Source organism: Desulfoluna sp. CYM3A (assembly GCF_056829965.1).
In genome coordinates, this window is record NZ_CP186556.1 from 4,857,118 (window position 1) to 4,883,049 (window position 25,932).

General features: G+C 59.9%; 24 protein-coding genes and 2 pseudogenes. 12 read left to right on the forward strand and 14 right to left on the reverse strand.

Features of this window, described 5'->3' with window-relative positions:
* Nucleotides 1-122: 122 nt before the first annotated feature.
* From ACOYW1_RS24585 to ACOYW1_RS24595, 3 genes are read right to left on the reverse strand one after another with little or no spacing between them, the layout of a single operon-like run.
* On the reverse strand, nucleotides 123-1,739 hold the full coding sequence (locus ACOYW1_RS24585) for a Zn-binding domain-containing protein (protein WP_482420135.1): 1,617 nt from the start codon (nucleotides 1,737-1,739) through the stop codon (nucleotides 123-125).
* Nucleotides 1,736-2,980, reverse strand: a complete 1,245-nt coding sequence (locus ACOYW1_RS24590) for a DEAD/DEAH box helicase (RefSeq protein ID WP_482420136.1) — start codon at nucleotides 2,978-2,980, stop codon at nucleotides 1,736-1,738. Before ACOYW1_RS24590 ends, ACOYW1_RS24585 begins: the two co-directional genes overlap by 4 nt.
* Nucleotides 2,981-3,577, reverse strand: a complete 597-nt coding sequence (locus tag ACOYW1_RS24595) for an IMPACT family protein (protein ID WP_482420137.1) — start codon at nucleotides 3,575-3,577, stop codon at nucleotides 2,981-2,983.
* Between the two features lie 456 nt (nucleotides 3,578-4,033).
* On the opposite strand from ACOYW1_RS24595, the pseudogene ACOYW1_RS24600 reads away from it, so the two are divergent.
* Both ACOYW1_RS24600 and ACOYW1_RS24605 read left to right on the forward strand, forming a co-directional pair.
* Nucleotides 4,034-4,444 (forward strand): annotated as a pseudogene (locus ACOYW1_RS24600) (alpha/beta fold hydrolase); the annotation flags it as partial.
* Nucleotides 4,387-4,620, forward strand: a pseudogene (locus ACOYW1_RS24605) (alpha/beta fold hydrolase); the annotation flags it as partial. The pseudogenes ACOYW1_RS24600 and ACOYW1_RS24605, both read left to right, overlap by 58 nt.
* A 308-nt stretch (nucleotides 4,621-4,928) precedes the next feature.
* Here the strand turns inward: ACOYW1_RS24605 and ACOYW1_RS24610 are convergent.
* The 5 genes from ACOYW1_RS24610 to ACOYW1_RS24630 all read right to left on the reverse strand — a co-directional run bounded on the left by ACOYW1_RS24610 (nucleotide 4,929) and on the right by ACOYW1_RS24630 (nucleotide 9,821).
* Nucleotides 4,929-5,672 (reverse strand): tRNA threonylcarbamoyladenosine dehydratase, encoded by a 744-nt coding sequence (locus ACOYW1_RS24610; RefSeq protein WP_482420138.1) that lies wholly within the window; start codon nucleotides 5,670-5,672, stop codon nucleotides 4,929-4,931.
* Nucleotides 5,673-6,082: 410 nt separating this feature from the next.
* A complete protein-coding gene (locus ACOYW1_RS24615; RefSeq protein ID WP_482423814.1) occupies nucleotides 6,083-6,682 on the reverse strand; it encodes a TatD family hydrolase in 600 nt (199 codons plus the stop codon).
* The gene (locus ACOYW1_RS24620) at nucleotides 6,654-6,857 is read right to left on the reverse strand and encodes a hypothetical protein (protein WP_482423884.1); all 204 of its coding nucleotides are present in this window, start codon (nucleotides 6,855-6,857) and stop codon (nucleotides 6,654-6,656) included. The genes ACOYW1_RS24615 and ACOYW1_RS24620 overlap by 29 nt, the downstream gene beginning before the upstream one ends.
* A gap of 462 nt (nucleotides 6,858-7,319) precedes the next feature.
* Complete coding sequence (feoB, locus tag ACOYW1_RS24625; RefSeq protein WP_482420139.1) at nucleotides 7,320-9,482, reverse strand: ferrous iron transport protein B; 2,163 nt, start codon at nucleotides 9,480-9,482, stop codon at nucleotides 7,320-7,322.
* Between the two features lie 96 nt (nucleotides 9,483-9,578).
* Nucleotides 9,579-9,821 carry a FeoA family protein gene (locus ACOYW1_RS24630; protein WP_180142426.1) on the reverse strand — a complete coding sequence of 81 codons (243 nt, stop codon included), beginning with the start codon at nucleotides 9,819-9,821 and terminating at the stop codon, nucleotides 9,579-9,581.
* 534 nt (nucleotides 9,822-10,355) lie between these two features.
* Between ACOYW1_RS24630 and ACOYW1_RS24635 the strand changes: the two genes are divergently transcribed.
* Nucleotides 10,356-10,523, forward strand: coding sequence for a FeoB-associated Cys-rich membrane protein (locus tag ACOYW1_RS24635; RefSeq protein WP_180142424.1), 168 nt, complete (start codon nucleotides 10,356-10,358; stop codon nucleotides 10,521-10,523).
* 156 nt (nucleotides 10,524-10,679) lie between these two features.
* Here the strand turns inward: ACOYW1_RS24635 and ACOYW1_RS24640 are convergent, their stop codons facing one another.
* A complete protein-coding gene (locus ACOYW1_RS24640) occupies nucleotides 10,680-12,617 on the reverse strand; it encodes an aldehyde ferredoxin oxidoreductase family protein (protein WP_482420140.1) in 1,938 nt (645 codons plus the stop codon).
* Nucleotides 12,618-13,453: 836 nt separating this feature from the next.
* Here ACOYW1_RS24640 and ACOYW1_RS24645 point away from each other — a divergent pair.
* From ACOYW1_RS24645 to ACOYW1_RS24660, 4 genes are all read left to right on the forward strand, one after another.
* Nucleotides 13,454-14,083, forward strand: coding sequence for a class II aldolase/adducin family protein (locus ACOYW1_RS24645; RefSeq protein ID WP_482420141.1), 630 nt, complete (start codon nucleotides 13,454-13,456; stop codon nucleotides 14,081-14,083).
* A gap of 182 nt (nucleotides 14,084-14,265) precedes the next feature.
* Nucleotides 14,266-15,477, forward strand: a complete 1,212-nt coding sequence (gene mnmH, locus ACOYW1_RS24650; RefSeq protein ID WP_482420142.1) for a tRNA 2-selenouridine(34) synthase MnmH — start codon at nucleotides 14,266-14,268, stop codon at nucleotides 15,475-15,477.
* 599 nt (nucleotides 15,478-16,076) lie between these two features.
* On the forward strand, nucleotides 16,077-16,487 hold the full coding sequence (gene arfB / locus ACOYW1_RS24655; protein ID WP_482423815.1) for an alternative ribosome rescue aminoacyl-tRNA hydrolase ArfB: 411 nt from the start codon (nucleotides 16,077-16,079) through the stop codon (nucleotides 16,485-16,487).
* 32 nt (nucleotides 16,488-16,519) lie between these two features.
* Nucleotides 16,520-17,137, forward strand: a complete 618-nt coding sequence (locus tag ACOYW1_RS24660; protein ID WP_482418211.1) for a trimeric intracellular cation channel family protein — start codon at nucleotides 16,520-16,522, stop codon at nucleotides 17,135-17,137.
* Between the two features lie 10 nt (nucleotides 17,138-17,147).
* Here ACOYW1_RS24660 and ACOYW1_RS24665 read toward each other — a convergent pair whose 3' ends face one another.
* Complete coding sequence (locus tag ACOYW1_RS24665) at nucleotides 17,148-17,411, reverse strand: 4Fe-4S dicluster domain-containing protein (RefSeq protein WP_482420143.1); 264 nt, start codon at nucleotides 17,409-17,411, stop codon at nucleotides 17,148-17,150.
* Between the two features lie 621 nt (nucleotides 17,412-18,032).
* Here ACOYW1_RS24665 and ACOYW1_RS24670 point away from each other — a divergent pair.
* The 5 genes from ACOYW1_RS24670 to ACOYW1_RS24690 all read left to right on the forward strand — a co-directional run bounded on the left by ACOYW1_RS24670 (nucleotide 18,033) and on the right by ACOYW1_RS24690 (nucleotide 22,844).
* Entirely contained in the window at nucleotides 18,033-19,151 is a 1,119-nt protein-coding gene (locus tag ACOYW1_RS24670) for a branched-chain amino acid ABC transporter substrate-binding protein (protein WP_482420144.1), read from the forward strand.
* A gap of 181 nt (nucleotides 19,152-19,332) precedes the next feature.
* Nucleotides 19,333-20,238: a branched-chain amino acid ABC transporter permease gene (locus ACOYW1_RS24675; RefSeq protein WP_180142405.1), complete on the forward strand. Its 906-nt coding sequence runs from the start codon at nucleotides 19,333-19,335 to the stop codon at nucleotides 20,236-20,238.
* A 91-nt stretch (nucleotides 20,239-20,329) separates the two neighbouring features.
* Nucleotides 20,330-21,352: a branched-chain amino acid ABC transporter permease gene (locus ACOYW1_RS24680; RefSeq protein ID WP_482420145.1), complete on the forward strand. Its 1,023-nt coding sequence runs from the start codon at nucleotides 20,330-20,332 to the stop codon at nucleotides 21,350-21,352.
* Nucleotides 21,349-22,137 (forward strand): ABC transporter ATP-binding protein, encoded by a 789-nt coding sequence (locus tag ACOYW1_RS24685; RefSeq protein ID WP_482418214.1) that lies wholly within the window; start codon nucleotides 21,349-21,351, stop codon nucleotides 22,135-22,137. Before ACOYW1_RS24680 ends, ACOYW1_RS24685 begins: the two co-directional genes overlap by 4 nt.
* Nucleotides 22,128-22,844, forward strand: coding sequence for an ABC transporter ATP-binding protein (locus ACOYW1_RS24690; protein WP_482420146.1), 717 nt, complete (start codon nucleotides 22,128-22,130; stop codon nucleotides 22,842-22,844). Before ACOYW1_RS24685 ends, ACOYW1_RS24690 begins: the two co-directional genes overlap by 10 nt.
* A 177-nt stretch (nucleotides 22,845-23,021) precedes the next feature.
* Here ACOYW1_RS24690 and ACOYW1_RS24695 read toward each other — a convergent pair whose 3' ends face one another.
* The 4 genes from ACOYW1_RS24695 to ACOYW1_RS24710 form a co-directional block, all read right to left on the reverse strand.
* The gene (locus tag ACOYW1_RS24695) at nucleotides 23,022-23,573 is read right to left on the reverse strand and encodes a permease (protein WP_482420147.1); all 552 of its coding nucleotides are present in this window, start codon (nucleotides 23,571-23,573) and stop codon (nucleotides 23,022-23,024) included.
* Nucleotides 23,570-24,049, reverse strand: a complete 480-nt coding sequence (locus tag ACOYW1_RS24700; RefSeq protein ID WP_482420148.1) for a hypothetical protein — start codon at nucleotides 24,047-24,049, stop codon at nucleotides 23,570-23,572. The genes ACOYW1_RS24695 and ACOYW1_RS24700 overlap by 4 nt, the downstream gene beginning before the upstream one ends.
* Before the next feature lie 59 nt (nucleotides 24,050-24,108).
* Nucleotides 24,109-24,546, reverse strand: a complete 438-nt coding sequence (locus tag ACOYW1_RS24705; protein WP_482420149.1) for a MarR family winged helix-turn-helix transcriptional regulator — start codon at nucleotides 24,544-24,546, stop codon at nucleotides 24,109-24,111.
* Nucleotides 24,547-24,931: 385 nt separating this feature from the next.
* A complete protein-coding gene (locus ACOYW1_RS24710) occupies nucleotides 24,932-25,894 on the reverse strand; it encodes a MerR family transcriptional regulator (RefSeq protein WP_482420150.1) in 963 nt (320 codons plus the stop codon).
* Nucleotides 25,895-25,932 lie beyond the last annotated feature (38 nt).

The window sequence follows — 25,932 nt, forward strand, 5'->3', positions numbered from 1 at the left end:
ATGCCCCGGAAGAGACAACAGGAGGAAAGACGTTGTTCGATCAACAACAATGATGCGTGTTGAACCAGTATACACGCAGCCGCGAGGCAACGTCAATTTGTTTGCAATGTCCGGGAGTTGACTTACCAGACCACAGGAAGGCGCACCAGGGTCCGGGCTTTGTTCTGGAAGAGAAGGTACCCCTTATCGCGACCGTAAAGGTACAGATCGCGGGTCAGGGCCACGTCTTTCTGGCAGTAGGATTCGATGAGGTCCAGGCGCCCCTCCTTCCACCAGGCCAGGGCGGCCAGGCCGTCGGCGCTCTTTTCAGCGCCCAGGGTGTGGCTGGAGAGATGGTCCAGGGAGAGGCGATACCCGAGGCGCTTGTGCACCTCGTCGAGCATGTCCAGGGTGGGGAGCCTGTGAAAATCGGCGCCGCACACACCCGAAAGCACATCGTAGTCGAACCGGCGGATGTTGAAGCCCACCACCAGGTCCATCTTCTTCAAGAGCCGGGCCATCTCCGGGATTTGATCCTCGGTCCAGGCGGTGTAGGCATCGGTCTTGGAATCGTAGAGCACGGCCACGCTCACCCCCATGAACCGGGCGCGGCCCCAGCCGCCAACCTCTTCGGCGGACCGCCTTGTCTCCACGTCCAGCACGGCGTAGCGCTTCGGAATCGGGGGCTTGCCCCTTGCGTCCTCGGGTTTGGGTGCGGGGAACCGAGGGACAGGCTCCCCGGAGAGAAGGGCCGGAGCAAGGGGTGTTTGAAGCTTTTCAAGGAGCACCCGGGAGGCTTCCTTGTCGATGGGCCGGTTCCCGGAGCCGCACTTGGGCGAATGGACACACGCCGGGCAGCCGGTCTCACAGGGGCAGTCCCGGATCACCGACAGGGTCCTGTCAAAGAGGGCTTCGGCCTGGCCGAACACCCCGGCACAGATGCCGATGCCCCCGGGAAAGCCGTCGTAGATAAAAACCGCGCCCTTTCCAAGCTGGGGGTGGTGGGGAATGGAGATGCCTCCGATGTCGTTTCTGTCTGCCATGGCAAACAGGGGCAAAATCCCGATGGCGGCATGCTCCACAGCATGGATGCCTCCCATGAAATGGCGCTGCTCTTTTTCCATGTCCACCCGCACGGCCTCGGGCACCTCCAGCCAGAGCCCCTCGGTCTCGAACACCTGGGGGGGCAGATCCAGGGGAATCACGGTGAGGAGCCGCTGGCCCTTCACCAGCCGTTTTTCGTAACCGGTGATGGTCTCGGTGACTTTCAGCTTGCCCACGCCCACCCAGGCGTTGCCCAGGGGCTTGCGGTTGCTCACTTCAAGGATCTCCGTGGCCTTGTGGCTGCGGATGCGGGTGAAATAGTGGACGCGCTGCTTCTGGGCCACGGCCGTTCGCTTATCCAGATCCAGCTCCGTCACCACGTAGGAGTCCCCCCGGTGGATGTACACCGCCCCGGGGTAGGTTTCCCGCACGGCCCGGTGCCCGTCCACGCTGCCGATGAGCTCACGGCTCTCGGCATCGACAATGTCGAAGGTATCCCCCGTGCCCCGAAGCGCCACGGACCGCTGAGGAAACTTCCGGTGGGAAAAGAGAAGGTCCCCGTCCGCGCTGGCCAAAAGGGACCCGAAGGCCTCCATGCGGGAAAGCTTGTCGGCAACGGCCTCCTGGCGACACAAGGGTTCGCCGCGCCTCAAGGGAAGCTCAGCAGCCGCACAGTCCAGGTGCTTGGCCATGAGCACCTCGTTGGCCGGGTTCACCGCCTTTTCCAGGGTCCGTCGGAGAAAAAAGGTCCGGGTGGGTCATCATGTACTCGTCCAGATCCTGGGGCAATCAGAGCATCCCGGGAATCGCGACCGCTTCGTCCCACGCGCCCGGCCCGCTGCCAGGTGGCCATAATGCTTCCGGGGTAGCCCACAAGGATGCACAGGTCCAGGCCGCCGATGTCGATGCCCAGCTCCAGGGCGCTGGTGGAGACAACCGTCAAAAGCTCCCCTTCGGTCATCTTCCGCTCGATCTCCCGGCGCTCCTCCGGCAGAAAGCCAGACCGGTAGGCCGTGATTTTCTCCCCGAAATCCGCTTTTTTGGAGGCCGCCCACATGGCAATGAGCTCGGTCATCTTCCGGGACTGGCAGTAGACAATGGTGCGGAGTTCCCGGTGCATGGCCGAATGAATCAGCTTGATGGCCGCCTGGGAGGCCCCTTCCGGGGTGTTGAGAAGGATAAAGTGCTTGGTGGAGGCAGGGGACCCGCTTTGGGTGATGGCCGACACCTCCACATCGGCAAGGCTTGAGGCGTGCTCCGCCGGATTGCCGATGGTGGCCGAAGAAAAAACAAAACAGGGGTCCGAGCCGTAATACCGGCAGATCCGCTTGAGGCGCCGGAACACCCAGGCCATGTGGGAGCCCATCACACCTTTTAAGGTATGGACCTCGTCCACCACCACAAACCGCAGGCCCCGAAGAAAGGTGGCCCAGGAGGCATGGTAGGGAAGGATGGAGAGATGGAGCATCTCCGGGTTGGTCATGAGGACATGGGGCGGGCGGGTGCGGATCTTCTTGCGGGCATGGGGCGGGGTGTCCCCGTCATAAATGGCCGCCGTCACAGGGTCTGCGGCAAACACCGCCGAGGTGAGGCGCTCAAGGCCCTTGAGCTGGTCCTGGGCCAGGGCTTTAAGCGGGAAAAGGTAGAGGGCGTGGGTGTCTGGCTGGGTGAGGACCGCCTCCATCACCGGAAGGTTGTAAATGAGGCTCTTGCCGCTGGCCGTGGGCGTGGCCACCACCGTGTGCTCCCCCCGCCTGATGGCGTCGATGGCCGCCACCTGGTGGCTGTACAGGCGCTCCACGCCCATCCCGTTGACCGCCGCCGCAAGGGCGCCTGGCAACGGCGGGTCCAGCTCCCCAAGGGAGGCCTCGCGCCCCGGGATGACCTTGTGGGCCGCAATATGGTGCGAGAACACCTCGTGCCCGGTCATGCCCCGGATGTAATCATCCACCGCCATCTATTCCTCCGTCATGGTTGCCATGCGTGACACACGCTCTAAAAAAACAGCCTTCGCATCCTCGGGAAGCCTCACCGACAGCCCCACCACCGCCGTGAACGACTCGCTGAGGACCTCGCCGCCGTGGGCCTCCACCTCGCGCTTCACCGCCGAAAGGTCTGCGTAGGCCACGGTCAGGGCCACCGGCTTAGAGGTGGCGAAAAAAGTGGTGGGGATCTCCTTCAGACACCTTTTTACCATGCCGCCGTATGCCCGCACCAGCCCGCCCGTGCCCAGCTTGGTGCCTCCGTAATACCGGGTCACCACCACGGCAATCTCACCGATACCGCAATGGAGCAACACCTGATGCATGGGCGGGCCCGCCGTGCCCCGGGGCTCTCCGTCGTCTCCCATGCCCGAAACCGAGGAGCCCGGCGACCTCGCCCCCACAAAGGCGTGGCAGTTGTGGGTGGCGTCCCGAAACTCCCGCTTCATGGCATCCACAAACCCCTTTGCCTCCTCCGCGGACGAGACCCTCTCGGCCGTTGCGATAAACAGGCTTCCCCCGATCTTCTCTTCCACCCGGTGCCTTCCCACCGGAACCCTGTACCCATCCATACCACCGCCTGTGTCACATCGTGGGGTTAAAAAATGAAACGACAAAATCTAAAGCCACCGGACCCTCCCTCCTTTAGCCCTTCGCCTTTTGCCCTTAGCCTTTCGCCTTAGCGTCAGCTCTTAGCCATCTATATCCCCCCCACTAAAAGGATGCAACCGCCCCGCTTTTTGTCCTTGGTTTTTCGCCGATTTCGTGGTTTTCTGAACATTGTGATGATGCTTTGATGAGAACACACGAGATGACAGACACCACATATGCCATCATACAAAAGGGTTCCGCGCGACCACCCCATGAATTGGGGAAAGGTGAGGCCCCTTCGGCCAGCCCCCCTTGAAAAAAGTCTGCTTCCACACTATTCTGATATCTGATATATCAGAATAGCGACATCATCCATGCAGCCGCCTCACAGGCACACCGGCTTATTTAAACATCAGAACCATGAGGAGATGTGACCCATGCCCAACCATCAGACCATTCGTATCCAGGAAACCGATATCTTTCTTCGCAGGAGCGGCGAAGGAAACAAACAAAGCGTGATCTTCCTCCACGGGATGCGCTTTTCATCCCTTAACTGGGAAGAGCTGGGTACCCTTGATCTGCTCGCAGACAAAGGCTTTGACGCCATCGCCGTGGACCTGCCCGGCTACGGCCAGTCCCCTGCCGCCGACATCGCAAAGGAGCAGGTCCTCCCCCTGATCATTGAGGCCCTGGGCGTCACCGCCCCCATCATCGTGGCCCCCTCTTTCAGCGGCGAGTACGCCCTGCCCGTCATCTCCGAGCACCCCTCGGATTTTTCCGCCGTGGTAAGCCCGCGCCCCTGGGCATCCCCGAAAACGCCGGCGCCCTCAAGGGCACCTCCCTGCCCTTCCTCATCATCTGGGGCGACAACGACCCCATCGTCCCCGTGGAAAACGCCCACATCCTGGACAGCGTCCTGGCCGACAGCGAAGTGGTGATCCTCCCCGAAGGCGGCCACCCCACATACCTCAACCAGACCGAAACCTTCCATCGCCACCTGGTGAGGTTCCTGGAAAAATTGTAGGCGTGTAGCCCACTGCCGCATGGATCCGGGATGTGACCATGCCCCCCTATGACAAAAGCCCTCAGCTGATCTCCACAGATCGGCTGAGGGCTTTTTTGTATCATTCAGACCAAGCAAGCCTCCGGCGGCCCTGCCGGGGGCCAAACTTTTAAAAAGTTTGACAAACAGCTCTTAAGCAAGCCTTCCAGGCTCCGCCGAAAGAATGTTGCCTGCTTCGTACATTAGAAAAGTTTTTTGCGGAGCTTTTTTTCAAAAAAGCGACCCGCCGGAGGCTTATTTAAACGAAGCAAGGTGCAGGAGCCCCGAAGTTATGCACCTTGTCCATCCAGAATAACTCCAATGGCTTCTCCGGCGGCTTTGAGGCCAAAAATGGCGGTCAGATAGGAGATGCTACCGAGGACCGGGGCGATGCGCTGGCCGTCGTCGGTGGGTTCTTCGCTGGTGGTGGACGGGTTCTTGCGGGCGGGTTCGGTGGAGTAGACGCAGCGGACGCCGTCAAACACCCCTTTTTTGTGGAGGCGTCGGCGCACGCTCTTGGCCAGGGGACAGATGCGGGTCTCGGAGATATCGCCGGAGGTGATGAGATTGGCGTCGAGCTTTCCTGCGGCCCCCATGCTGGCCACGATGGGGATGTTGCGCTCTTTGGCGTTGATGATGAGAAACACCTTGGAGGAGAGGCTGTCGATGGCGTCCACCACCACGTCCATGGGGCGCTCTAGGATGATGTCCGTGGTCTCTTCGTTGATGAAGCAGTCAAAGACCGTCACCTCGCACTCCGGGTTGATGTCCTTGATGCGCGCCTCGGCCACGGCCGATTTTTTCATGCCCACCGTGGAGGAGAGGGCGTAGAGCTGGCGGTTGATGTTGCTCTCGCTCACCACGTCGTAGTCCACGAGGGTCAGCTTCCCCACCCCTGCCCGTGCCAGAGCCTCGGCCGCAAAGGAGCCCACCGCCCCCAGCCCGCAGATGGTTACGTGGGCTTCCCGCAATCTATCCAGCCCATCTCGCCCGAGAAGCTGCTCTGTTCGCGCATGGCGCGTTGGTGTCGTCATGTTTGTAGATGCCTCCGGCGGGTCGCTTTTTTAAAAAAAAGCTCCGCAAAAAACGTTCCGCTGACGCAAAGGATTGAGACCTCGCTTCTCGGTCTCAACCCTTTGCGCAACTCTTTCTTGGATGTTGTCTCGCTGCAAGCTTTCGATCCGTCAAGGCTCTACATCGAAAGCAATGCGGTTAAACCTGATAACAAGCAAACTATGGCTGCGTATCCTGTGACTTCGATGCTTGTAAAGCAGCCGGCATAAACCATCAGCGATTATGTCGGGCGAAGCCCGAGCCGAAGGCCCTTGCGCTTTGGCCCGAGGAACGAGGGGCAAAGCGCAAGGGCAATATGCTTCCGAGGTGGCTCCACCTCGCCGCCGGAGGCATGCTTTTGCAAATGGTTTTCACCATAGACGATACGCTTTCATCCGTCTCCAAACAACCGCACCGCATTCTCCCAGGTGGTTTGAGCGATCTCGTCAGGGGTGGTTTCGCGTACGGCGGCCAGTGTGTTCACGACGTGTATCACATGGGCGGGCTCATTCAAAGGCCCGGGGACCTCTGCCGGGAGCATGTCCGGGCTGTCCGTCTCGATGAGGAGGCAATGGTCCGGCACGGCAGCCGCTGCTTTTTTGGCTTTGTGGTTGGCCGGGCGGGTGATGGAGCCGGAAAAAGAGAAAAAGGCGCCGAGGCGCAGGCACTCGCGAACCATCTCCACGGAGCCGGAGAAGGCATGGATGGCGCCGCCGTGGGCGAGCCCCTCCTGTTTGAGGAGCTCCACCAGGCGGCCCCAGGCCTTGCGGCAATGCATGGAGACAGGCCGCTTCAGGGCCTTGGCCAGCCTGAGCTGGGAGAGAAACACCGCCTCCTGCTTGCCCCGGTCCAGGCCGTCCACGGCAAAATCAAGGCCGATCTCCCCCACGGCGGCCGCATCGTCTGTCATGCGCTGCCTGGCTAACACATTGGTTCCAGTCCGGGAGAGGTTCTCGATGAACTCAGGGGATGCACCCGTGGCAGGAAGGATCTCGGGTGTGCACGCCCGGCGAGCCGCCCAGCGCCCCCCAGTCCTCTTCCCGGGTACCGCAGGAGAGGACGCGGGCAACCCCAACGGAACGGGCCCGGGCCATCATGGCGTCCATATCCCCTGCCACACGGGGATCCTGAAGATGGGCATGGGTATCAAAGAGTTTCATATTCATGGGGGCATTTTACAGTCGGATGGGCACCTTTTCAAGCGATGCCTCCGGCGGGCAGGGGATAAATCCCCTGCACCCAAGGTTCGCACATGCTCCGAACCCTCATGCCTCGGGTTCGTCCAATGTGCTGACGGGCTTTGCCCGTAAAAACTTATCAGGAGAGGGCGTTACGCCCCCAAAAAAAAAGCCGCTGCGATTCACCCATGGGCACATCACAACGGCATCTCAATCAATCAAGGAAATTCAGGTATCACAGGCCACGGATCTTGCATGCGGCCTTTCAGCGTAAGCTGGAACGCTTGCCAGCTCAGGCTGTCGGAAATAAATAATCACACAATGGTTCGCCAGAATACCGCTGGGATTTGACCCGAGGAACGAGGGACAAAGCCCGGCGGTAATTTGCTTTCAAGGTGGCACACCTTGCCGCCGGAGGCTGTTTTTTGTGCTTTTATTTTTTTTTCAGCCTTAGCCGCCCATGATGGCCCGGGTGACCTGGTAGGCCATCACCGAGAGCACAAAGGCAAAGCCTGTGTTGAAGACCACGCTGAAGGTGGCCCATTTCCAGGAGGTCTCCCGTGCGATGACCACCACCGTGACAAAGCAGGGTGCGTAGAGCATCACAAAGACCAGGAGGGCCACGGCGGTTGCCACGCTCCAGGTGGGGTCGGCGGCCAGTCGCGTGGAGAGCCCTTCTGCCTCTTCGGCGTCCACCTCGCCCAGGGAGTAGGCAGTACCCAGGGTGGAGACGATGACCTCCTTGGCGGCAAAGCCGCCCAGCAGGGCGATGTTGGTTCGCCAGTCAAACCCTGCGAGCTGGGTGAGGGACTCCATGCCGGTGCCGATCTTGCCTGCCACGGAGTGCTTGAGGGCGTGCTGGGACTCGCTGTTGTCGATCTCGGCGAGGCGAGCCTCAAGGGCGTCGGCGCTCAGGGTGGATTCTGCCACCGTGCGCTGAGACGCGTACTGAGCTGTCTCGCTTTCAGGCAGTCCGGGGAAGGTCATCATGGCCCAGATGAGGATGGAGATCCCCAGGATCACGGTACCGGCCTTCTTGATGTAGGACCAGGCACGCTCCCAGGTGTGGATGAGAAGCCCTTTCAGGGTGGGCATGCGGTAGGGAGGCAGCTCCATGACAAAGGGAGTGGACTCGCCCTTGATCACCGTGGATCGCAGGAGCTTGGCCACCACCAGGGCTGCGGCCCATCCGCCGAGGACCGTCCAGAACATCACCGAGGCGGAGTTCTCGAAAAAGGCGGCTGCCACAAGAATGATGACGGGTACCTTGGCGCCGCAGCTCATAAAGGGAGCTGTGAGCACGGTGGCGAGCTTCTCTTTGGGGCTTCTCAAGGTCCGGGTGGCCATGACGCCGGGCACGGCGCAGCCGCCTGCGATACCGCCGGAGACGATAAAGGGCATGACCGAAGACCCGTGCAGGCCGAAGGCACGCATGACGCGGTCCATCATATAGGCCATGCGGGCCATGTAACCGGAGTCTTCAAGGAAGGCGATCATCATGAACATGACCATGATCAGGGGCACAAAGCCCAGGACGCCACCCACGCCGCCGATGATGCCGTCCACCACAAGGGATTGAAGCAAGCCCTCGGGCAGGACAGCCGTGGCCGCATCCGAGAGCCAGGCGAAAAAGGTCTCCACCCAGCCCATGGGGATCTCGCCCAGGGTGAAGGTGGCATAAAAAATGGCGTAGAGAATGGCCACCATGATGGCCGGCCCCATGAACTGCTGGGTCAGGACCTTGTCCAGCTGGTCGGAAAACTGGAGGCGCGCCTGGGGACGTACCGCACGGACCACGCCCTCTTTCATCAGGGCGGCGATGTAGCCGTACCGGTAGTCGGCAATGAGGGATTCGGGGCTGATTTTTAAGGTGGAGCGGCAGTGCCGGGCCACGGATTCAGACATCTTGGTAAGGACAGCGGCGGTCTCGGGGTCTTTTCTCTCCCCCATCTTGATCACCTGCTCGTCGTTCTCCAGATACTTGATGGCTACCCAGCGGGCCGGTGCGCGCTTGGCTAAAAAGGCGTTTTTTTCCACCACGGCCACCATCTCGTCGATGACAGGGTCGAGGTCCGGTCCGTAGGAGATGGCAAGGGGAGCCCACTGGCCCTGCTTCTCTTCGGCAAAGCGGATGGCCTCTTCCATGAGCTGGTCTTTTCCGTCGCCCGTGCGGGCCACGGTCTCCACAACGGGAAGGCCGAGGCGCTGTGAAAGAAGGGCCGTGTCGATCTCTTTGCCCTGCTTTCGCACCGAGTCCATCATGTTGAGGGCCAGGACCACAGGGACCCCGAGTTCCATAAACTGAAGGCTTAAGTAAAGATTTCGTTCCAGGCTGGTGGCGTCAAGGATGTTCACCACGGCGTGGGGACGACGCTCCACAATGTAGTCCCGGGCCACGAGCTCCTCGGGGGTGTAGGCGGTGAGGGAATAGGTGCCGGGAAGGTCCACGATGGTGAGTTCGTGACCGTTATGGCGGGCATCTCCTTCGCGATGTTCCACGGTGATGCCCGGATAGTTGCCAACCCTCTGGCGCGCGCCGGTGAGGGAGTTGTACATGGTGGTCTTCCCGGAGTTCGGGTTGCCGGCCAGTGCCAGCGTCAAATGCTTGTCCATGATAATTCTGCTTACCTGCTGTAAGATGTCCATGTCATGCGCCCAGGCCGCCCCTTGATTACATCAGACGGAGCGCCTTGTGCAGGGCTGCCGGTGCTACGCTTCAAGGGCGTCCACAAAAATAAAATCCGCTTCGCTGTTCCGGAGGGTCAGGGTAAAATCCCTGAGCCGGATGGCCACGGGGTCTTTGAGGGGGGCCTTGCCCACCACCGTAAATTCGGTGTTGGGAACGATGCCCATGTCACGGATCCTCCGGCCCAGTTCTCCTTCGCCGGTCACCATGCGGATCACGCCTTTCTGATCCACCTTCATCTTACGCAAACTCATCATTTCTGCCATTGTTGCCTCACTTCATGCCAGTGTCACACTGCCGTTAAGAAAAGATAAAACGGGGCTTCATGCCCCACGTCGTCGCTGCCTGTATCCGCATGGGAACAGGCGCCCCCGGTCCGCGTGCCTGCCGCATCTCATCTGCGGGGAGGTGCTTTCGGGGAACGATGACCTCACGGTTCCTTCGGGAAGCCTCTTTTTTGGCAAGCCAAAGTTTTTATGGGGTTGATAGCACACCACCTCACCCCATGCAACTCTTTTTTTCAACGATTTCAATCGGTCAACGAGGTCCCTCACACACCACGCCAGGCCAGTCAAACATATCATTTCAAATAGTTAACCGGAAAATCAGTAAAACACTTTGACCCAAAGACCTTCTTTTTTGCTAAAATATTTTTCGGATAGCCAAACTTTTTACATTGACACATCCTCAGACACTCCCTATCTTTCTCATGCACCCGCAGGGGGTGCCAAGCGGCTTACACCGCCCCCGTGCCCATCAACACCATGGGCCGCAACCCCTTTAATAGAGAGGCCGATTTCATGCTTGACACAGCTATCGTCATTCTGGTGGTGGCCGCCGCTTTTTTCTTTACCGCGCGGTCCCTCTACCACACGTTCACCGGTAAAAAGAAAGGGTGCAGCTGCGACTGCTCCCAATGCGGTACCAGCAACACCTGCGACATCCCCGACGACAAGCGGCTGCTGTAACACAGCGTTCCCGTTTATTTCCTTTATTAAACATGAAAAGGCCCGCAGACGGTCCCTTCCGAGAACCGCTTACGGGCCTTTTTTATTTAGGACCAGGTGTCACTCTCTGCGTCTATACTCCGGTGTAACGAAGGAACGTCGCATGTGGGAACCCGGTTAGAACCGCTTTCCGCCCCGGGGGTAGGCGTCTGCTTCCATCAGCAGGGGGCCGTCCCACGATGTGTAGGCCCCGTCCCGGGCCAGGGTGTCTCCCACATCCCGGATGCCCAAACGGCCATAGGTCTCGGCCGTGGGCAGCCCGGTGTCCGGGTCGTAACCGTTTTCCCGGTACCAGGACCGCACCAGGGCCATGTGCTCTTCCCGCTCTTCGGCCCCTTCCGGGGAGTGCTTGAAGTCCGGGCGCTGGGGCAGCATGTCGTGGGTGATGGTGATCCCCTGGCGGGCGTTGAAGGCGCGCTCCACGGCCCCGATGCGGTCGGAGACCTCTTCCACCATGGCGCCGGTGTAGGCAACGCCCGTGGCCTTGGTGAGCATGTCGGCCAGGCCGTCGAAAAGGGACCCTTTCCAGATAAGGGGCAAGGCACAGGTCCAGGTGTTGACCGCGCCTTTGCATCGGCCGATGGTGTCGGCCAGGGTGGTCACCCGCTCCCCGTGGATCATGGAGTGGACCGGATCGTCGGTGATGATGCCTTTATCCATAAGGTCCTTGAGCACGTCCTCATCGGAGTTCTCCCCGCAGGACCAGCTTCGGCCGCGCAGGTGGTCGGCCCCCCGTGTGGCGATGGCGTGTGCCAGGGAGAAGAGACCCGCAGGGTACACCCCGCGCCCCAGGCCCTTGGTATGGTAACAATACTCCATGGCCCCGTTGCCCACGATCTTGGCCAGGGAGTACATGCCCTCGGCAATGAGGTTGCCGAAGCCTTCGCGCATGACGGTTTTGTGGACCAGCTCCACCTGGTCTTCGGCGTTCTCCCAGGAGAGGTCGAGGCCCCCCGTCACCTCATCGTCGATGATGCCCCGGTTGTAGAGGTCCTTGGCCAGGGCGATGGTGTTGCCGATGGCAATGACATCCACGCCGTAGGCATCGCAGAGGTTCTCCATCTCCATGATGGCCACCGGGTCGTCCACCCCGCAGTTGGTGCCCAGGCAGTAGACCGCCTCGTACTCCAGGCCTTCCCCCACCTCGCCTTTGCGCTCTCCCCTGGGAATCTTGTAGAGGTTCTTGCACTTGATGTGGCAACTCTGACAGCCCACGCGGTCGATCTCGTACTCTTTCCACGCGTCGTGGCGAATCTGGGCAGGAACCTCCTCTGGGGAAAGCTCCTTTTCAAAGTTGCGGTACCCGGGATACCAGTGGGTGATGCCGTAGTGGGAGCCGTAAACCGCCGCCACCTCCTGCTGCACCCGGTCCTTGGCCATGAACTGCTTGTCTTCTTTGGACAGAGCCAGGAAACCGGGCCGGTCAAAGAGCTCTGGGCGTCCGGTGCCCCTCAATACAATGGCTTTCAGGTTTTTGGATCCCCACACCGCCCCGCTGCCCCGGGAGGCCGAGGCGTACTTGTCCACCATGGTGGAGGCAAGGCGCACAAGGTTCTCTCCGGCCTGGCCGATGCAGGCCACGCTCACGCCCTTGCCGTGGCGCTCCACGAGGATGTCGGTGGTGGCCCAGGTGTCCAGGCCCCAGAGGTCCCCGGCGTCATGGAGGGAGACTTCCCCGTCTTCGATGAGAAGATAGACGGGCTTATCCGAGGCACCTTTCACCACGAGCTGATCGTAGCCGGCGCGCTTCATCACGTTGCCCATGGTTCCCCCGACGTTGCCGTCCCCCATGATCCCGCTGTATGGGGACAGGGTGCTGACGTGGAGACGGCTGGAGAGCCCCATGGTGGTGGCCGTCAGGGTGCCGGTGGCAAAACAGAGAAGGTTCTCCGGCCCCAGGGGGTCCACTCCCGGTCCCACCTCGTCAAACAGGGTTTTTGCGTTGAGGCCCCGGCCCCCGAGGAAGGCCTTGGCCACCTCACGGTCCAGCTCTTTTTTTTCCAGGGTCCCGTGGGTCAGGTCCACACGAAGCACGGTTCCGCACCATCCGAACATAACGACACTCCCCGGGCGATGGGTCACCGCCCTGTTGCAATCCAATCGATATTTACGAAGAAATTCCCCATTCTTATCGTATCCCGCAGGCAGACACAAGCCCGCACCACAATCTTCTTTACGGTGCCATGCCGGGGGCCTATACTAAAATGTTTGGGCATTACTCAGATTGCCTTCCATGGATAAAGCGGGTTGAAAAAGCAGGCCTCCGGCGGCCAGGTGGGGGCACCTGGAAACCCTAAGGCGAATGCATGGAGGGACACATCATGCAGACGTTTTCGAGGCATTCGCGTGGCCTGTGACATATGGCAACCGCTTTTGCAGGAGAGGCCCATTTTATTTTTCTGCAAACCCGATGAAGGGCATTAGGGAGCCGCTTGCCTTTAACCGGAATAACTCCTGCGGCGAGGTGTGACACCTCGAAGACAGGGGGGCGAATGCGCTTTCCCTCTCGCTTGTCGCGCCGTACCCCTTGGACGTGGGCGAAGGCAGATTAAACGTTTGGTCCCCGGCAGGGCCGCCGGAGGCAGTGCGGGTACCGAGCATGACTAGTAGCGACAACGTATCCTGTGGCGTCGAAGCTTGTGAGCCAGCCCGCATAAGCCATCAGCGTTTATGTCGGGCGCAGCCCGAGTCGAAGGCCCTTGCACGTTGCCCTGAGGAACGAAGGGCAACGTGCAAGGGCAATAAGCTTTCGAGGTGTTTTCGCTATTGTGGCTTCGCCACCCTCGCCGCCGGAGGCATGCTTTTTCCACTCACTTTAACCATAGAAGACCTTGAAAAACGAAGGCCTCCCGGTATCGCCCGGGTGGTGCCAGGAAGGAGTTCCTATACATATGGACGCAACCATCGACATCAAGCAGGAGGTCCTGGATTCGGCCCTCTGGCTTTCGGAAAATAACTACTTCGGCTCCCACCTCAGCTCCGGGGGCAACGTCTCAGCCCGGGTGCCCGGTGAAAACCTTTTTGCCGTCACCCCGTCGTCCGTGCCTTACAACGAACTCTCCCCAGAGGACATCTGCCTGCTGGACTTCGACCTCAACCGGCTGGAAGGGGATCTGAAGCCCTCCATCGAGGCGGGGATGCATGCCGCTATTTACAAGGCGCGGCCGGACGTGGGGGCCGTGGCCCACACCCACCAGTTCCACGCCAGTATCTTTTCGGTGCTCAACACCCCCATCCCACCCCTCTTTGACGAGATCACCATGCACATCGGCAACCAGGTGGCGGTGATACCCTATGCCATCAGCGGCACCGACGCCCTGGCCGCCCAGGTGGGCGATGCCGTCACCAACGGCTGTGCCTGCTTTATCATGCAGAACCACGGCGCCCTGAACTTGGGGGGCTCCCTCAAGCAGGCTCTGAGGAACGCCGAGTTCCTGGAGAAAATTGCCAAGGTCTACCACAGCGCCCTGGCCACAGGTCGCCCCGTCTCCACCCTGCCGGGAGCTGGCCTTCTGGGATGAAATAAGACAAACCCTGTGACCCGACTCGGGGGTGCTGTTTTTTCCGGTGGCATCCCCCGGCCCCTTTCTGATAAGAAGCGGGCACAACAATGAGATACAGGAAGCCATCGCAACGCACCCTTTGATTCGTTTTGCGGTGACATCCGTCACCCATACAACCGAAGAATAAGGGATTCCCCCCCATGACCCATAGCGATAGCGACACAGACAACCACGATCACGACCAGAAGGAGGAGCTGGCGGCCCTGCTGAAACAGGTGCTTCCCTTGAACCTCCCCCACGTCCACTTCAAGGACATCGCCGCCATCGAGCGGGTGATGCCCCAGGAGAACTTCACGGAAATTCTCACGGACCTGGCCCACGGGAAAAAAGGGCCCTACACCCTCATCGACGTGAGGTCCGAGGCCGAGTTTGAACGGGAGCGCCTCCCCTTTGCCGTGAACATCCCCATCCTCACCAACGAGGAACGGCACAACGTGGGGCTCATCTATAAGCGCCACGACAAGGACCTGGCCCTCTCCTACGCCTGGCACCTGGCCCGGCAAAAGGAAGAGGCCTACCTTGAAAAGGTCCGGGAGCTGGCCCAGGGCGGGCCCGTGATCCTCTACTGCTGGCGGGGCGGAGGCCGAAGCCGTTACACCACCAGCATGCTCAACCAGAACGGCATCGATGCCGTGCGCCTCAACGGCGGGCAAAAGGCCTTCCGCAAAGAGGTGCACACCATGCTGTACGAAACCACGCTGACCCTCTACCCCTTCTCCGGGCAGACCGGCTGCGGGAAATCCGAGCTGCTGGAGTACATCCAGGCACACCACCCGGACCTGCCCGTCCTCCACCTGGAAGCAGCGGCAGGCCACGCCGCCTCGGTCTTCGGGGAGATCCGCTTCAACCTCATGGGGGAGTCCCTGGCCAAGAGCCAGCGAGACTTCGAGACCAACCTCTACGTCAACATCCTGCAGCACCGAAACCCCGACGGCAGCCTGCCTCCCTTTCTCACCGAAATGGAGAGCTCCAAAATCGGCAGGTTCAACTTGCCCCCGTCCGTCTGCAAGGCCCTTGAAAAAGAGACCCACATCGGCCTCACCTGCCCCCTCGAGACCCGACTGGCCCGTCTGGAAAAGGAGTACTTCGGCAAAGGCGGCAAAGAGGTGGAGGAGATGGTCAAAGACGCGGTGCGGTTTCTCACGCGTCGGGTGGGCAAAGAGACGGTGGAGAGATGGTGCGCGGCCATCGACGCCGGAGACTATCGCGGGTTCCTCAATGAAGTGATGGTGGACTACTACGACAAGGTATACAAGGCCGTGGACGCCCCGCCCCTGTTCACCGTGCCCAACGTCGACCCGGCCGAAGCGGCGGCAGCCATTGCCGCGTGGTACCACAGCGCAAAAAAATAAACAGGGGGGTTATGCCTCCGGCGGCCCTGCCGGGGGCCAAACTTTTGAAAAGTTTGACAAACAGGTCTTTCCTGTAAAACACGGTTGCCACATCCCACGCGAATGCCCCAAAGTACCGTTGCTTGATGTCTGCCTTCAAGCATTCGCCACAGGGTTTCCAGGTGCCCCCACCTGGCCGCCGGACACCTCGCTCCCAGGCTCTGCCTGGGGGTGTCGGTTGCAAGGCTCCGCCTTGCAGGTGTGAGGCATGGCGGCATAACGAGCAGAATATACAGTGTTACGCAACCTCAATCGTGGAGGCAGAGCCTCCATGCATCATTCCCAGGCGGAGCCTGGGAACGAAGGGTACCCTGGGCCAGGGGATTGCCCTTCAACACGGGCACAGCCCGTCAGGAAATGGGATGAACCTGAGAAATCCACTTACGCCCGTGTCTGCGTATCACCACTGAACCAACGTCACCGGGCTACGGCGCGTCAAGCGAAGGCGATAGAGCATTCCCGAACCTGGATCCAGGGCTTGCATCCCCTGGCCGCCGGAGGCTTTTTTAAGCTGAATAGTTACCTGAACCGATACCAAAGGAGTCCATGTTTTGCCAATCATGATCACACAGCGACTCTCCCTTGGTGACGACGAGGTGGAGATCTCCGCCGTCAAAGCGTCGGGCCCCGGGGGCCAGCACGTCAACACCTCGGCCACGGCCATTCACCTGAGGTTCGACATCCGTGCATCCTCCCTGCCCGAGGTCTACAAGGAGCGGCTCCTGGCCTTGTCCGACCACCGCATCACCGACGAGGGCATGGTGATTATCAAGTCCCGGGAGCACCGCAGCCGGGAGATGAACCGCCAGGCAGCCCTGGAGCGCCTCATCAACCTGATCCGGGGGGTGACCGCGGTGCCCAAAAAAAGGCGCCCCACCCGGCCATCGAAAAATTCCAGGGAGAGGCGCCTCAAGGCCAAGACCCGTCGCGGCGACCTGAAAAAATCACGGGGAAAAGTTTCCCACGAATAGACGACCCCAACGCGCAGCTGAGGCTACGACACATGATCATCTATCTTATCGGCATGGTGGGCATTGCCGCCTTTTCCGTCACCGGGGTGGTGGCGGCGGGCAAAAAGGACATGGACCTGTTCAGCATCATCCTCCTTGGGGTGGTGACGGCCCTTGGGGGCGGGACCATCCGGGACATCCTCATGGACGCCAACCCCATCTTCTGGATCGGGGACGAGACCTACCTCTGGGTCTCCGTGGCAGCCGCCCTCATCGCCTTTTTCTTTATCCGCTTTGTCAGCAACACCTACACCCTGTTTCTCTATGCCGACTCCTTCGGCATGTGCCTGTTCACCATCACCGCCGCGGAAAAGGCCCTCTCCCTGGGCTTCTCCTACCCGGTGGCCGTGCTCATGGGCCTGACCACCGGCATCGCCGGGGGCATGATCCGCGACATCCTCACCGGCAAGATGCCCCTGCTTTTGGGCCGGGAGTTCTACGCCACCCCGGCCCTCCTCGGCGCCTCCCTCTTCTGCCTACTTCTTCACCTGGCCCCCGACCACGCTTTCAACCGTTACTACGGACTGGCCCTGGCTTTTGGGCTGCGGTGCGCCTCCATCCACTGGGATCTCTATTATCCGCGCTTTCTTTTGTACAAGGGAAATGCGTAGCCACAGAATGTCAAGGCGTCCCCACCTTGCCCCAGCCGGAGAGGATATAGGCGGCACAGCCCACGCCGGGCTTGGCGGAAGCTGAGGCCACCGGGCAATTCCGGGCGCAGCCCCCGCAGGCCAGGCAGTTGTCTTGACGGGTGGCGCGCATTTCAGGGCCATCCCCGGCAAGGTCGCCCTGGGGGCAGACCACGACGCAAAAATCGCATCTCGCGCAAAGATCGGTATGGAGCTCAAGGGTTGCCATATTTCCGACAGGACGAAGCTCTTTCATGAAAGCACCTCCTTGACCTGTGAACGGCACCGTCACCCGGCTGTGATTCCGGGCCCGATTTCAGTATACCCGGAAAGGGAACCCTTAGGCCACCCTTTGCGAGTTCCCCCACCCATCCCATCATTACCATCCCCACCCTGCGAGCAACCCGCCTTCACAATTTCTAAATCTTCAGAAGAATCAAATATAATATTAGCCCCATATCATCGAAAAGCCGACAAAGAAGGCCTTAATTCAAGGAACATTTGAGCAAGTCAATACAAGGCAATCCATAGAAAAAACTTGATGTTTTATGAAAATAGAAGTTAAATGACCGTTCGTAAGGACAACCCAACCCCAACGCTGTATCCAGCTATCCACGTACCGTTTCCATAAAGCGTTGTGGCAATGTGCCCATGGGTTCATCGGCTTATGCACGGGCCTCGTCATATCTCGTTACTAACGCACAATAGTAATATGAGACAACTTGACGCAAAGAGACCAGTAGGCATGACCGGACAGGGCAAACAGCCGGCCGGCCCCCGGCCGACACCGGTTTGCATGACCCTCGTCGCCTGTCCGTCCGGATCCGGGTGGGACCGGATCCCGTCACACCGAGACCAACAATGAGGAGATGTGTTTATGAAAAGAGTTCTGTTTCTTGCCTTGTGTTTTTCCCTGACGGCATCCATTGCCGCGGCCGCCACCATCAAGATCGGCCTCATGTGTCCCCTCACCGGTTCCTGGGCCAGCGAAGGCCAGGACATGAAACAAATCGTCGAGCTGCTAGTGGAGCTACAGCCTGCAGGTCGGCTCCTCGGCAAGCAGGTGCTGAAGATCATCACCGAAGACGATGCCGAGGAGGATCCCCGTACGGCCGCCCTGGCCGCCCAGCGACTGGCCACCCGCGATATCATCGCCGTCATCGGCACCTACGGCTCGTCCATCACCGAAGCCTCCCAGAACATTTACGACGAAGAGGAGATCATCCAGATCGCCAACGGCTCCACGGCCATCCGCCTGTCGGAAAAGGGACTGGACTACTTCTTCCGCTCCTGCCCCAGGGACGACGAGCAGGGCAAGGTGGCGGTGAAGACCCTCATGACCATGGGCTTCAAAAAAGTAGCCATCCTCCACGACAACACCACCTACGCCAAGGGCCTGGCCGACGAAGCCAAGGCGCTGCTGAAAAAAGAGCCTGCGGAAATCGTCTTTTACGAAGCCCTCACCGCCGGAGAGCGTGATTACAGCGCCATCCTCACCAAGATGAAGGCCTCGGCCCCCGACGCCGTCCTCTTCACCGGTTACTACCCCGAAGCGGGCCTTCTCCTTCGCCAGAAGATGGAGATGGGCTGGGATGTGCCCTTCATCGGCGGCGACGCCACCAACAACCCCGACCTGGTCAAGATTGCCGGCAAAAAAGCCGCCGAAGGCTTCTTCTTCCTGAGCCCCCCTGTTCCCCAGGACCTGGACTCCGCCGAAGCCAAGGCCTTCCTTGCCGCCTACACCAAGAAGTACAACGGAGTCCCCGGCTCGGTCTGGGCGGTTCTTTCCGGTGACGGGTTCAACGCCATCGCAGCCGCCATCAAGGCCACCGGCTCCACGGACACCAAGGTCCTGGCCAAGTACCTCCACAACGACCTCAAGGACATGCCCGGCCTCACCGGCAAGCTCTCCTTCAACGAAAAAGGGGACCGCGTAGGCGATCTCTACCGTCTCTACAAGGTTGACGGCCAGGGGAGCTTCGTGCTGCAGCCGTAAGGGGCGACAGCCTCGCCCGGACAGACAGAAGACGGCGAGGCGCCTCGCATGCTTATCACCCCGGCGACAACCTTAAATCAAAGGGTGCATGCAATCGCCGGGTTGATAGAAATCCCAACACGCATCAGAGGCATCGGGTTCCCGATGCCTCTGCCGCGTGACGTACCACCGGAGAAGTAAGATGGAACTGTTTTTTCAACAGCTGACCAACGGCCTGGCCGTGGGGGGCATTTACGCCCTCATCGCCCTGGGCTACACCATGGTCTACGGCGTTTTGAAACTGATCAACTTTGCCCACGGCGATCTCTTCACCATCGGGGCGTACCTGGGGCTCACCCTGCTTTCTGCCCTGGGCCTCACCGACCGGCTGGGCCCCTTCGGCGTGGTCCTTGCCCTGGCCATCATGGTCATGGGCCTTGTGGCCGTGGTGGGCATCATCCTGGAACGCATCGCCTACCGCCCCTTGCGCGAATCCCACCGGCTCTCGGCCGTGGTCTCGGCCCTGGGCGCCTCCATCTTCTTCCAGAACGCCGTCATGCTCATCTACGGCGCCCGCTACCAGGTCTACCCCCACGACATCCTGCCCAAGGTGGTGATCCCCATCTTCGGCCTCAATGTGCCGTTGCTGCGCATCCTGATCCTGCTCACCTCCGTGGTGATGATGGCCGCCCTCTACTTCTTTATCCAGAAGACCAAAACGGGCACGGCCATCCGGGCCGTTGCCATCGACCAGGGCGCGGCCAAGCTCATGGGCATCAACGTCAACGCCGTCATCATGATCGTCTTTCTCATCGGCCCGGCCTTAGGGGGCGCGGCCGGTCTCATGGTGGGCCTCTACTACGGGCAGATCAACTTCACCATGGGCTGGATTTACGGCCTGAAAGCCTTTACCGCGGCCATCCTGGGCGGTATCGGCAACATCCCCGGCGCCATGCTCGGCGGCCTGCTCCTGGGGGTCATCGAAGCCCTGGGCGCGGCGTATATATCCATCGCCTGGAAGGACGCCATCGCCTTTGTCGTGTTGATCCTCATCCTTATCGTTCGTCCCACCGGCCTCCTGGGCGAACGGGTTGCGGAAAAAGTGTGACGGGACCTGTCCCGCACGTGGGCCATCCACGGCCCGCCACCACGCCTTTATCAACCCTGGACCGAATTTTTTACAGCGAGGCCATGACCGTATGAAACGAAACGCCATTTACATTGCACTTGCATCACTGCTGGCCATCTCACCGGCCTTTCTCAACGCCTACTGGGTGGACGTGCTGAACAGCGTCGGTATGTACGCCCTGCTGGCCCTGAGCCTGAACATCATCCTGGGCCACGCCGGCCTGTTCCACATGGGCCACGCCGCCTTTTACGCGGTGGGGGCCTACACCACCGCCATCTTAAACACCACCTTTGACATCCCCGTGCTCTGGCTCATGCCCGTGGCAGGGCTCATGGCAGGGCTCGTGGCCCTGATCGTGGCACGCCCCATCATCCATCTGCGAGGAGATTACCTCCTCATCGTCACCATCGGCTTTGTGGAGATCGTGCGCATCGCCCTCATCAACAACGTCTTCGGCATCACCGGAGGGGCAAACGGCATCTTCGGCATCGACCGGCCGTACATCTTCGGCTTCAAGATCCGAAAACCCCACGAGTTCTTCTACCTCATCTGGGGATTCATGGCCGTGACGGTCTTTCTCTTTCACCGCCTGGAAAACTCCCGGTTCGGCCGGGCCTTGAACTACCTGCGGGAAGACGACGTGGCCGCCGAGGGCAGCGGCATCAACACCACCTACTACAAGCTCATCGCCTTTGTGCTGGGGGCGGTGTGGGCCGGCATGGTGGGTACCATCTACGCAGCCAAGATGACCATCATCGCCCCGGAGTCCTTTAACTTCTGGGAGTCGGTGGTGATGTTCATGATCGTGATCTTAGGGGGCTCCGGCAGCATCCGGGGGGTCATCTTAGGGGCCTTTCTCGTCATCGGCCTGCCCGAGATCTTCCGAAGCATGAGCGCCGTCAGCGACCTCATCAACAGCATATTTGCAAACTTCGGCGTCACCCTCTCCCTGGACTTCGGGAACTTCAGCCAGGCCCGCATGCTGATCTTCGGCGCGGCCATGGTGATCATGATGATTTTCAGAAACGAAGGGCTCCTGCCTCCACGGCCCAGGACGTACCCCCTTGACAAGATACGGGAGGAGATGCCGTGAGCCTGTTAACACTGGACAACCTGATCAAGGACTTCGGCGGCTTACGGGCCGTGGACGAGGTCTCCTTCGACGTGGAGGCCGGGGACGTCTTCGGCCTCATCGGCCCCAACGGGGCGGGCAAGACCACGGTCTTCAACCTCATCACCGGCAACTACGTGCCCAACCAGGGCAAGGTGATCTTTAACGGACACGTCTTAAACGGGATGGCCCCCAACAGAATCGTCTCCATGGGCGTGGCCCGGACCTTCCAGACCATCCGGCTCTTCAAGACCCTCTCGGCCCTGGAAAACGTCCTGGCCGGATGCCACTGCCGCATGACGTCCGGCTCCATCGCCGCCATGCTGAAAACGCCCTTTCAAAAGCGGGAAGAAAAAGAGGCCATCAAGCTGGCCCTGGCCGAGTTGGACTTCGTGGGCCTCTCGGAAGATGTCGAAACCCGGTCCGACAGCCTCTCCTACGGCAACCAGCGCCTCCTGGAGATCGCCCGGGCCCTGGCCACCCAGCCCAAGCTCCTCATCCTGGACGAGCCGGCAGGGGGCATGAACGAACAGGAGACCGACGCCTTAATCGACATCATCGCCCGCATCAAGGCCCGCGGCATCACCGTGCTTCTCATCGAGCACGACATGAGCCTGGTGATGCAGGCCTGCGAAAAACTGGTGGTGATTGAATACGGCAAGAAAATCGCCGAAGGACTGCCCGAAGAGATAAAGACCAACAAGAAGGTCATCGAAGCCTACCTGGGCACTGACGACGATGAGGAGGAGGGCGAAACGTGCTTTTAGACGTAAAAAATCTCCATGTGAAATACGGCACCGTGGAGGCCCTTCACGGCATCAACCTGCACGTGGACGAGGGGGAGATCGTCACCATCCTGGGGGCCAACGGCGCCGGGAAATCCACCACCCTCATGACCATCAGCGGGCTCTTGAAACCCTCGGAAGGCGAGATCTGGTTCGACGGAAAACCCATCCACACCATGCCCGCCCACAAGGTGGTGGAGGAAAAGCTCACCCAGTCCCCGGAGGGCCGCCGCGTCTTCTCCACCTTAACCGTTCAGGAGAACCTCAACCTGGGCGCCTTCACCGCCAAAAACCACAAACGGGTGGAAGAGACCCGGCGCTGGATTTTTGACCTGTTCCCCCGCCTCAAGGAGCGGAAAAACCAGCTGGCAGGCACCCTCTCCGGCGGCGAACAGCAGATGCTCGCCATCGGCAGGGCCCTTATGAACAACCCCCGGATCCTCCTCCTGGACGAGCCGAGCTTAGGCCTTGCCCCCATCCTGGTGAAAGCCATCTTCGAGACCGTGGCCGAGATCAACAAAAGCGGGGTCACCGTGGTCCTGGTGGAACAAAACGCCAAGGCCGCCCTCAAACTCGCCCACCGGGGCTACGTCATGGAGGTGGGCCGCATCGTCCTGGAAGACGACGCCGACGCCCTCCTGGCCAACCCCAGCGTCCGGGAAGCCTACCTGGGCGGGGGGAAAAAATAAGGAAAAAAGAAAAAAGCCTCCGGCGGCCCTGCCGGGGGCTAAACTTTTGCCAATTTAGATGCCTTGGGTTTGACAAACAGGTCTAAAAAAGATTTAGGTCATCTCCACATTGGTTGGCACGTCGTATGCTCTCAATCGGCAACCGGAACGTGTTTGCGGCTTGTTGCGCCATGATCCTCATCGAAGAGCGCCAGGCGCATCGCGTTTCGAGCCTGAAGGGGAAAGGGCCTTGTGCTCCTCGGGCAACAGCGCATCCAGAATGTGGGCAATGGCCATGAGCCCCGTCAGGTTCATCACCAGTCGGCACAGCATGAAATCCCAGCCCATGGATGAGGCTTCAAAGAGAAGCATGGGAACCTTGGTGGTGGACCAGGCCCCGATAAAGATCATGATATTCGAAAAGCGCGCCCCTTTTTTGATCAGCACCCCGGCCACGGGAAACGCTGCGTAGAGGGGTCCTGCAGCAAACGAGCCCAGGCAAAGGGCCAGAAGCGTGCCCTTGGCACCGGACTCCCCGCCCATGAGCCTCACGATGGTTTCCCGAGGCACCCACACATCAAAAATACCCAAAAGCACAAAAATGGGTGGAATCACCAGCATCATCTCCACGAGGTAATCCACGGAGTGCCCCAGGGAGCGTGCGGCAAGGTCTGCGTTAACGTAACTGAGGCCACCCAAGGCCGCGAGCATCAAAAGAAAAACACGGTAGCGTTTAAGCAAAGGTCTCATGTAAGCACCACCCCCATGATCGCAGCCACCCCAAAGGCCAGCAGCACGTTTAACAGATTGCGGGCCAGGGAGACCCGCAGCCCGAAAATCCCCATTTCAACGGGAAGCGTCACCACGCCCACCCCCATGAGGGTGGAGACAAAGACGGCCAGCTGCATGAGCCCTCCCCCGTGTTCGTATAAGGCCGCCGTAAGCGGAAAGGCCACAAAGCCGGGAATAAGGGTCACAGACCCGATGAGGGCGGCCATGCCCATCCCCACCCAGCCGGAATTCTGCCCCAAAAGACGGGTGATGGTTTCAGGGCCGACGGCCGCCAGGAGAAACCCGATGACCAGCAGAATGACGAGAAACTGGGGCATCAGGTTCTCAAACGACTTCCAGGCTTTCATCAGAGCCTTCCGTGTCTTTCCTTTGTCTTTGGCGTAGGAGATCAGAAGCAACACAAAAGCTGCCAGGTACAACATGATGTTAAACATAAGCACTTCCCCGCAATGTTAGTACGCTAGGTTTTACAATAAAAAAAGGGGACCGGAGGTTAATGGGAACTGGAGAGATTTCCCCGCACCCTTTCAAGCACCGCGATGACCCTCTCGATCTCTTCGGGGGGCACGCCTTGATAGGCCTGGTCCAGCATCTCCTTTGAAACCACCGAGATGGTTGCCCAGACCTCATGGGCCTTTTCCGTGGGGACAAGCATTTTACGCCTGCTGTCCTCGGGGTCCGGCTCCCGTGTTACCCAGCCGTCCCGCTCCATGCGATCCACCAGGCGCACGCCGGTGGGCGTGGCAATGCCCAGCCGCTTCACCAGGTCGGTGAGGGGCAAAGGCCCCAGGGCAATGAGGTGAGCCAGGGCCCGGTGCTGAGACGGCGACACCCCGGTCCCTTTAAGCCTCTCTTCAAGGGAGTTCACAAAGGCTTTCACCGTGAGGTTGCATTGGAAACCGAGGCTTTCGTTGGGATCTATCCCTTTCATGGTATCTTCCTTGGGTAAAATGAGACGGCAGAATGGCCAATCCGCTTTTTGTTAGCACGCTAGCTTATCAGGCAAAAAAAATCAATCTGTTTCATAACCATCCCAGTCGATTCTTCCAGGCATCGCAATCGTGGGGGAAGCACAAGGGCAATCCGCTTTTAAAACAGGGCAAACGCATGTGACAACTCAGTTGCCTCCGGCGGGTCGCTTTTTTGAAAAAAAGCTCCGCAAAAAACGTTCCCAATGTGAAAATCATAAGATTGTTTCGACGAAGCCTGGAAAAGGCTTCATTATGGCCTATTTGTCTAACTTTTCAAAAGCTGATCCCCGGCAGGACCGCCGGGAGCAAAATCTAAATGCATTAGCCCTGGCCTTTAAAGGCCCTTCATCGTATTTCCAGAAGAATAAAATGGGCCTCTCCTGCAAATGTCACACACCACGCGAATGCCCCGAAAGCGAATGCATGATGTCTCCCTCCATGCATTCGCCATAGGGTTTCAAGGTGCCCCCACCTTGCCGCCGGAGGCTTTTTTGAGCTGAAGAGTCGCTGCGGTCGAGGAACCTGGACCTCCGTTCGGTCCATCTCGGGGTCCCCTTCAAGGAGGGGGCCAGGGCCTTTATGGACCACCTGGCGGGTGGGCAGGCCGGCTTTGCGGCCCGAGGCGTCGATCCAGTCAAAGACCCGGAGGTAGCTCTCTCCCAGGGTTTCAAAGGGACCCCGGTGCAGCAGGGTGGCAAACTCGCCCCCTTCGAGGGTGCGGCAGGTCCAGGGGCTTTCCACGGGCTGAGACAAGGGCATGCACACCTCAATGTCGGCGTCGAATTCTTTGTACTCATCGTTGTAGCAGAGGTTTACCACAGGGCCTGAAATCGCCTGTTCCGCTGCGCCGCGCAGTTTGAGCACCACCTCGCCGATCTCCTGCCACGCACCGGTCCAGCGGTGGGCAACCACCAGCCGGGGTTCCACGCATTTTACTTCCACCTCAAACGTTTTTCCTTGCATCTTAATGACCTCTCTTTCTCGGTTGATGATGCGGTCAATGACAGAAGAGATGTCGTGGAGCCTTGCGATCTCGGCCTGGAGGGCCTCCCTTTTGTTCTGGAGGAATCCCACCAGGTCGGACTCATCGGCGCAGTGAGCCATGACGTGCCGGATCTCCGACAAGGAGCAGTCCATGGCCTTGAGGGCCACCACCACGCGGGCCCTGGCCGCGTCGTCCCGGTTGTAGTACCGGTAGCCGCTCTTCTCGTCCACGAAACGGGGCACCAGAATGCCCCGCTCATGGTAGAGCCTGAGGGCTTTGATGGTCAGGCCCGTGATCCGTGAAAATGTGCCGATATTGTACATACTCCGCCTTCTCTGTTCTGTTGTTCCGCGTTCACATA

Coding starts and splice junctions, on each gene's coding strand:
- ACOYW1_RS24590 (WP_482420136.1), bottom strand. CDS start 2,980: ATGGCGGTGGATGATTACATCCGGGGCATGACCGGGCACGAGGTGTTC.
- ACOYW1_RS24595 (WP_482420137.1), bottom strand. CDS start 3,577: ATGGATGGGTACAGGGTTCCGGTGGGAAGGCACCGGGTGGAAGAGAAG.
- ACOYW1_RS24610 (WP_482420138.1), bottom strand. CDS start 5,672: ATGACGACACCAACGCGCCATGCGCGAACAGAGCAGCTTCTCGGGCGA.
- ACOYW1_RS24620 (WP_482423884.1), bottom strand. CDS start 6,857: ATGAATATGAAACTCTTTGATACCCATGCCCATCTTCAGGATCCCCGT.
- feoB (WP_482420139.1), bottom strand. CDS start 9,482: ATGGACAAGCATTTGACGCTGGCACTGGCCGGCAACCCGAACTCCGGG.
- ACOYW1_RS24630 (WP_180142426.1), bottom strand. CDS start 9,821: ATGGCAGAAATGATGAGTTTGCGTAAGATGAAGGTGGATCAGAAAGGC.
- ACOYW1_RS24635 (WP_180142424.1), top strand. CDS start 10,356: ATGCTTGACACAGCTATCGTCATTCTGGTGGTGGCCGCCGCTTTTTTC.
- ACOYW1_RS24640 (WP_482420140.1), bottom strand. CDS start 12,617: ATGTTCGGATGGTGCGGAACCGTGCTTCGTGTGGACCTGACCCACGGG.
- ACOYW1_RS24645 (WP_482420141.1), top strand. CDS start 13,454: ATGGACGCAACCATCGACATCAAGCAGGAGGTCCTGGATTCGGCCCTC.
- mnmH (WP_482420142.1), top strand. CDS start 14,266: ATGACCCATAGCGATAGCGACACAGACAACCACGATCACGACCAGAAG.
- arfB (WP_482423815.1), top strand. CDS start 16,077: ATGATCACACAGCGACTCTCCCTTGGTGACGACGAGGTGGAGATCTCC.
- ACOYW1_RS24660 (WP_482418211.1), top strand. CDS start 16,520: ATGATCATCTATCTTATCGGCATGGTGGGCATTGCCGCCTTTTCCGTC.
- ACOYW1_RS24665 (WP_482420143.1), bottom strand. CDS start 17,411: ATGAAAGAGCTTCGTCCTGTCGGAAATATGGCAACCCTTGAGCTCCAT.
- ACOYW1_RS24670 (WP_482420144.1), top strand. CDS start 18,033: ATGAAAAGAGTTCTGTTTCTTGCCTTGTGTTTTTCCCTGACGGCATCC.
- ACOYW1_RS24675 (WP_180142405.1), top strand. CDS start 19,333: ATGGAACTGTTTTTTCAACAGCTGACCAACGGCCTGGCCGTGGGGGGC.
- ACOYW1_RS24680 (WP_482420145.1), top strand. CDS start 20,330: ATGAAACGAAACGCCATTTACATTGCACTTGCATCACTGCTGGCCATC.
- ACOYW1_RS24695 (WP_482420147.1), bottom strand. CDS start 23,573: ATGAGACCTTTGCTTAAACGCTACCGTGTTTTTCTTTTGATGCTCGCG.
- ACOYW1_RS24700 (WP_482420148.1), bottom strand. CDS start 24,049: ATGTTTAACATCATGTTGTACCTGGCAGCTTTTGTGTTGCTTCTGATC.
- ACOYW1_RS24705 (WP_482420149.1), bottom strand. CDS start 24,546: ATGAAAGGGATAGATCCCAACGAAAGCCTCGGTTTCCAATGCAACCTC.
- ACOYW1_RS24710 (WP_482420150.1), bottom strand. CDS start 25,894: ATGTACAATATCGGCACATTTTCACGGATCACGGGCCTGACCATCAAA.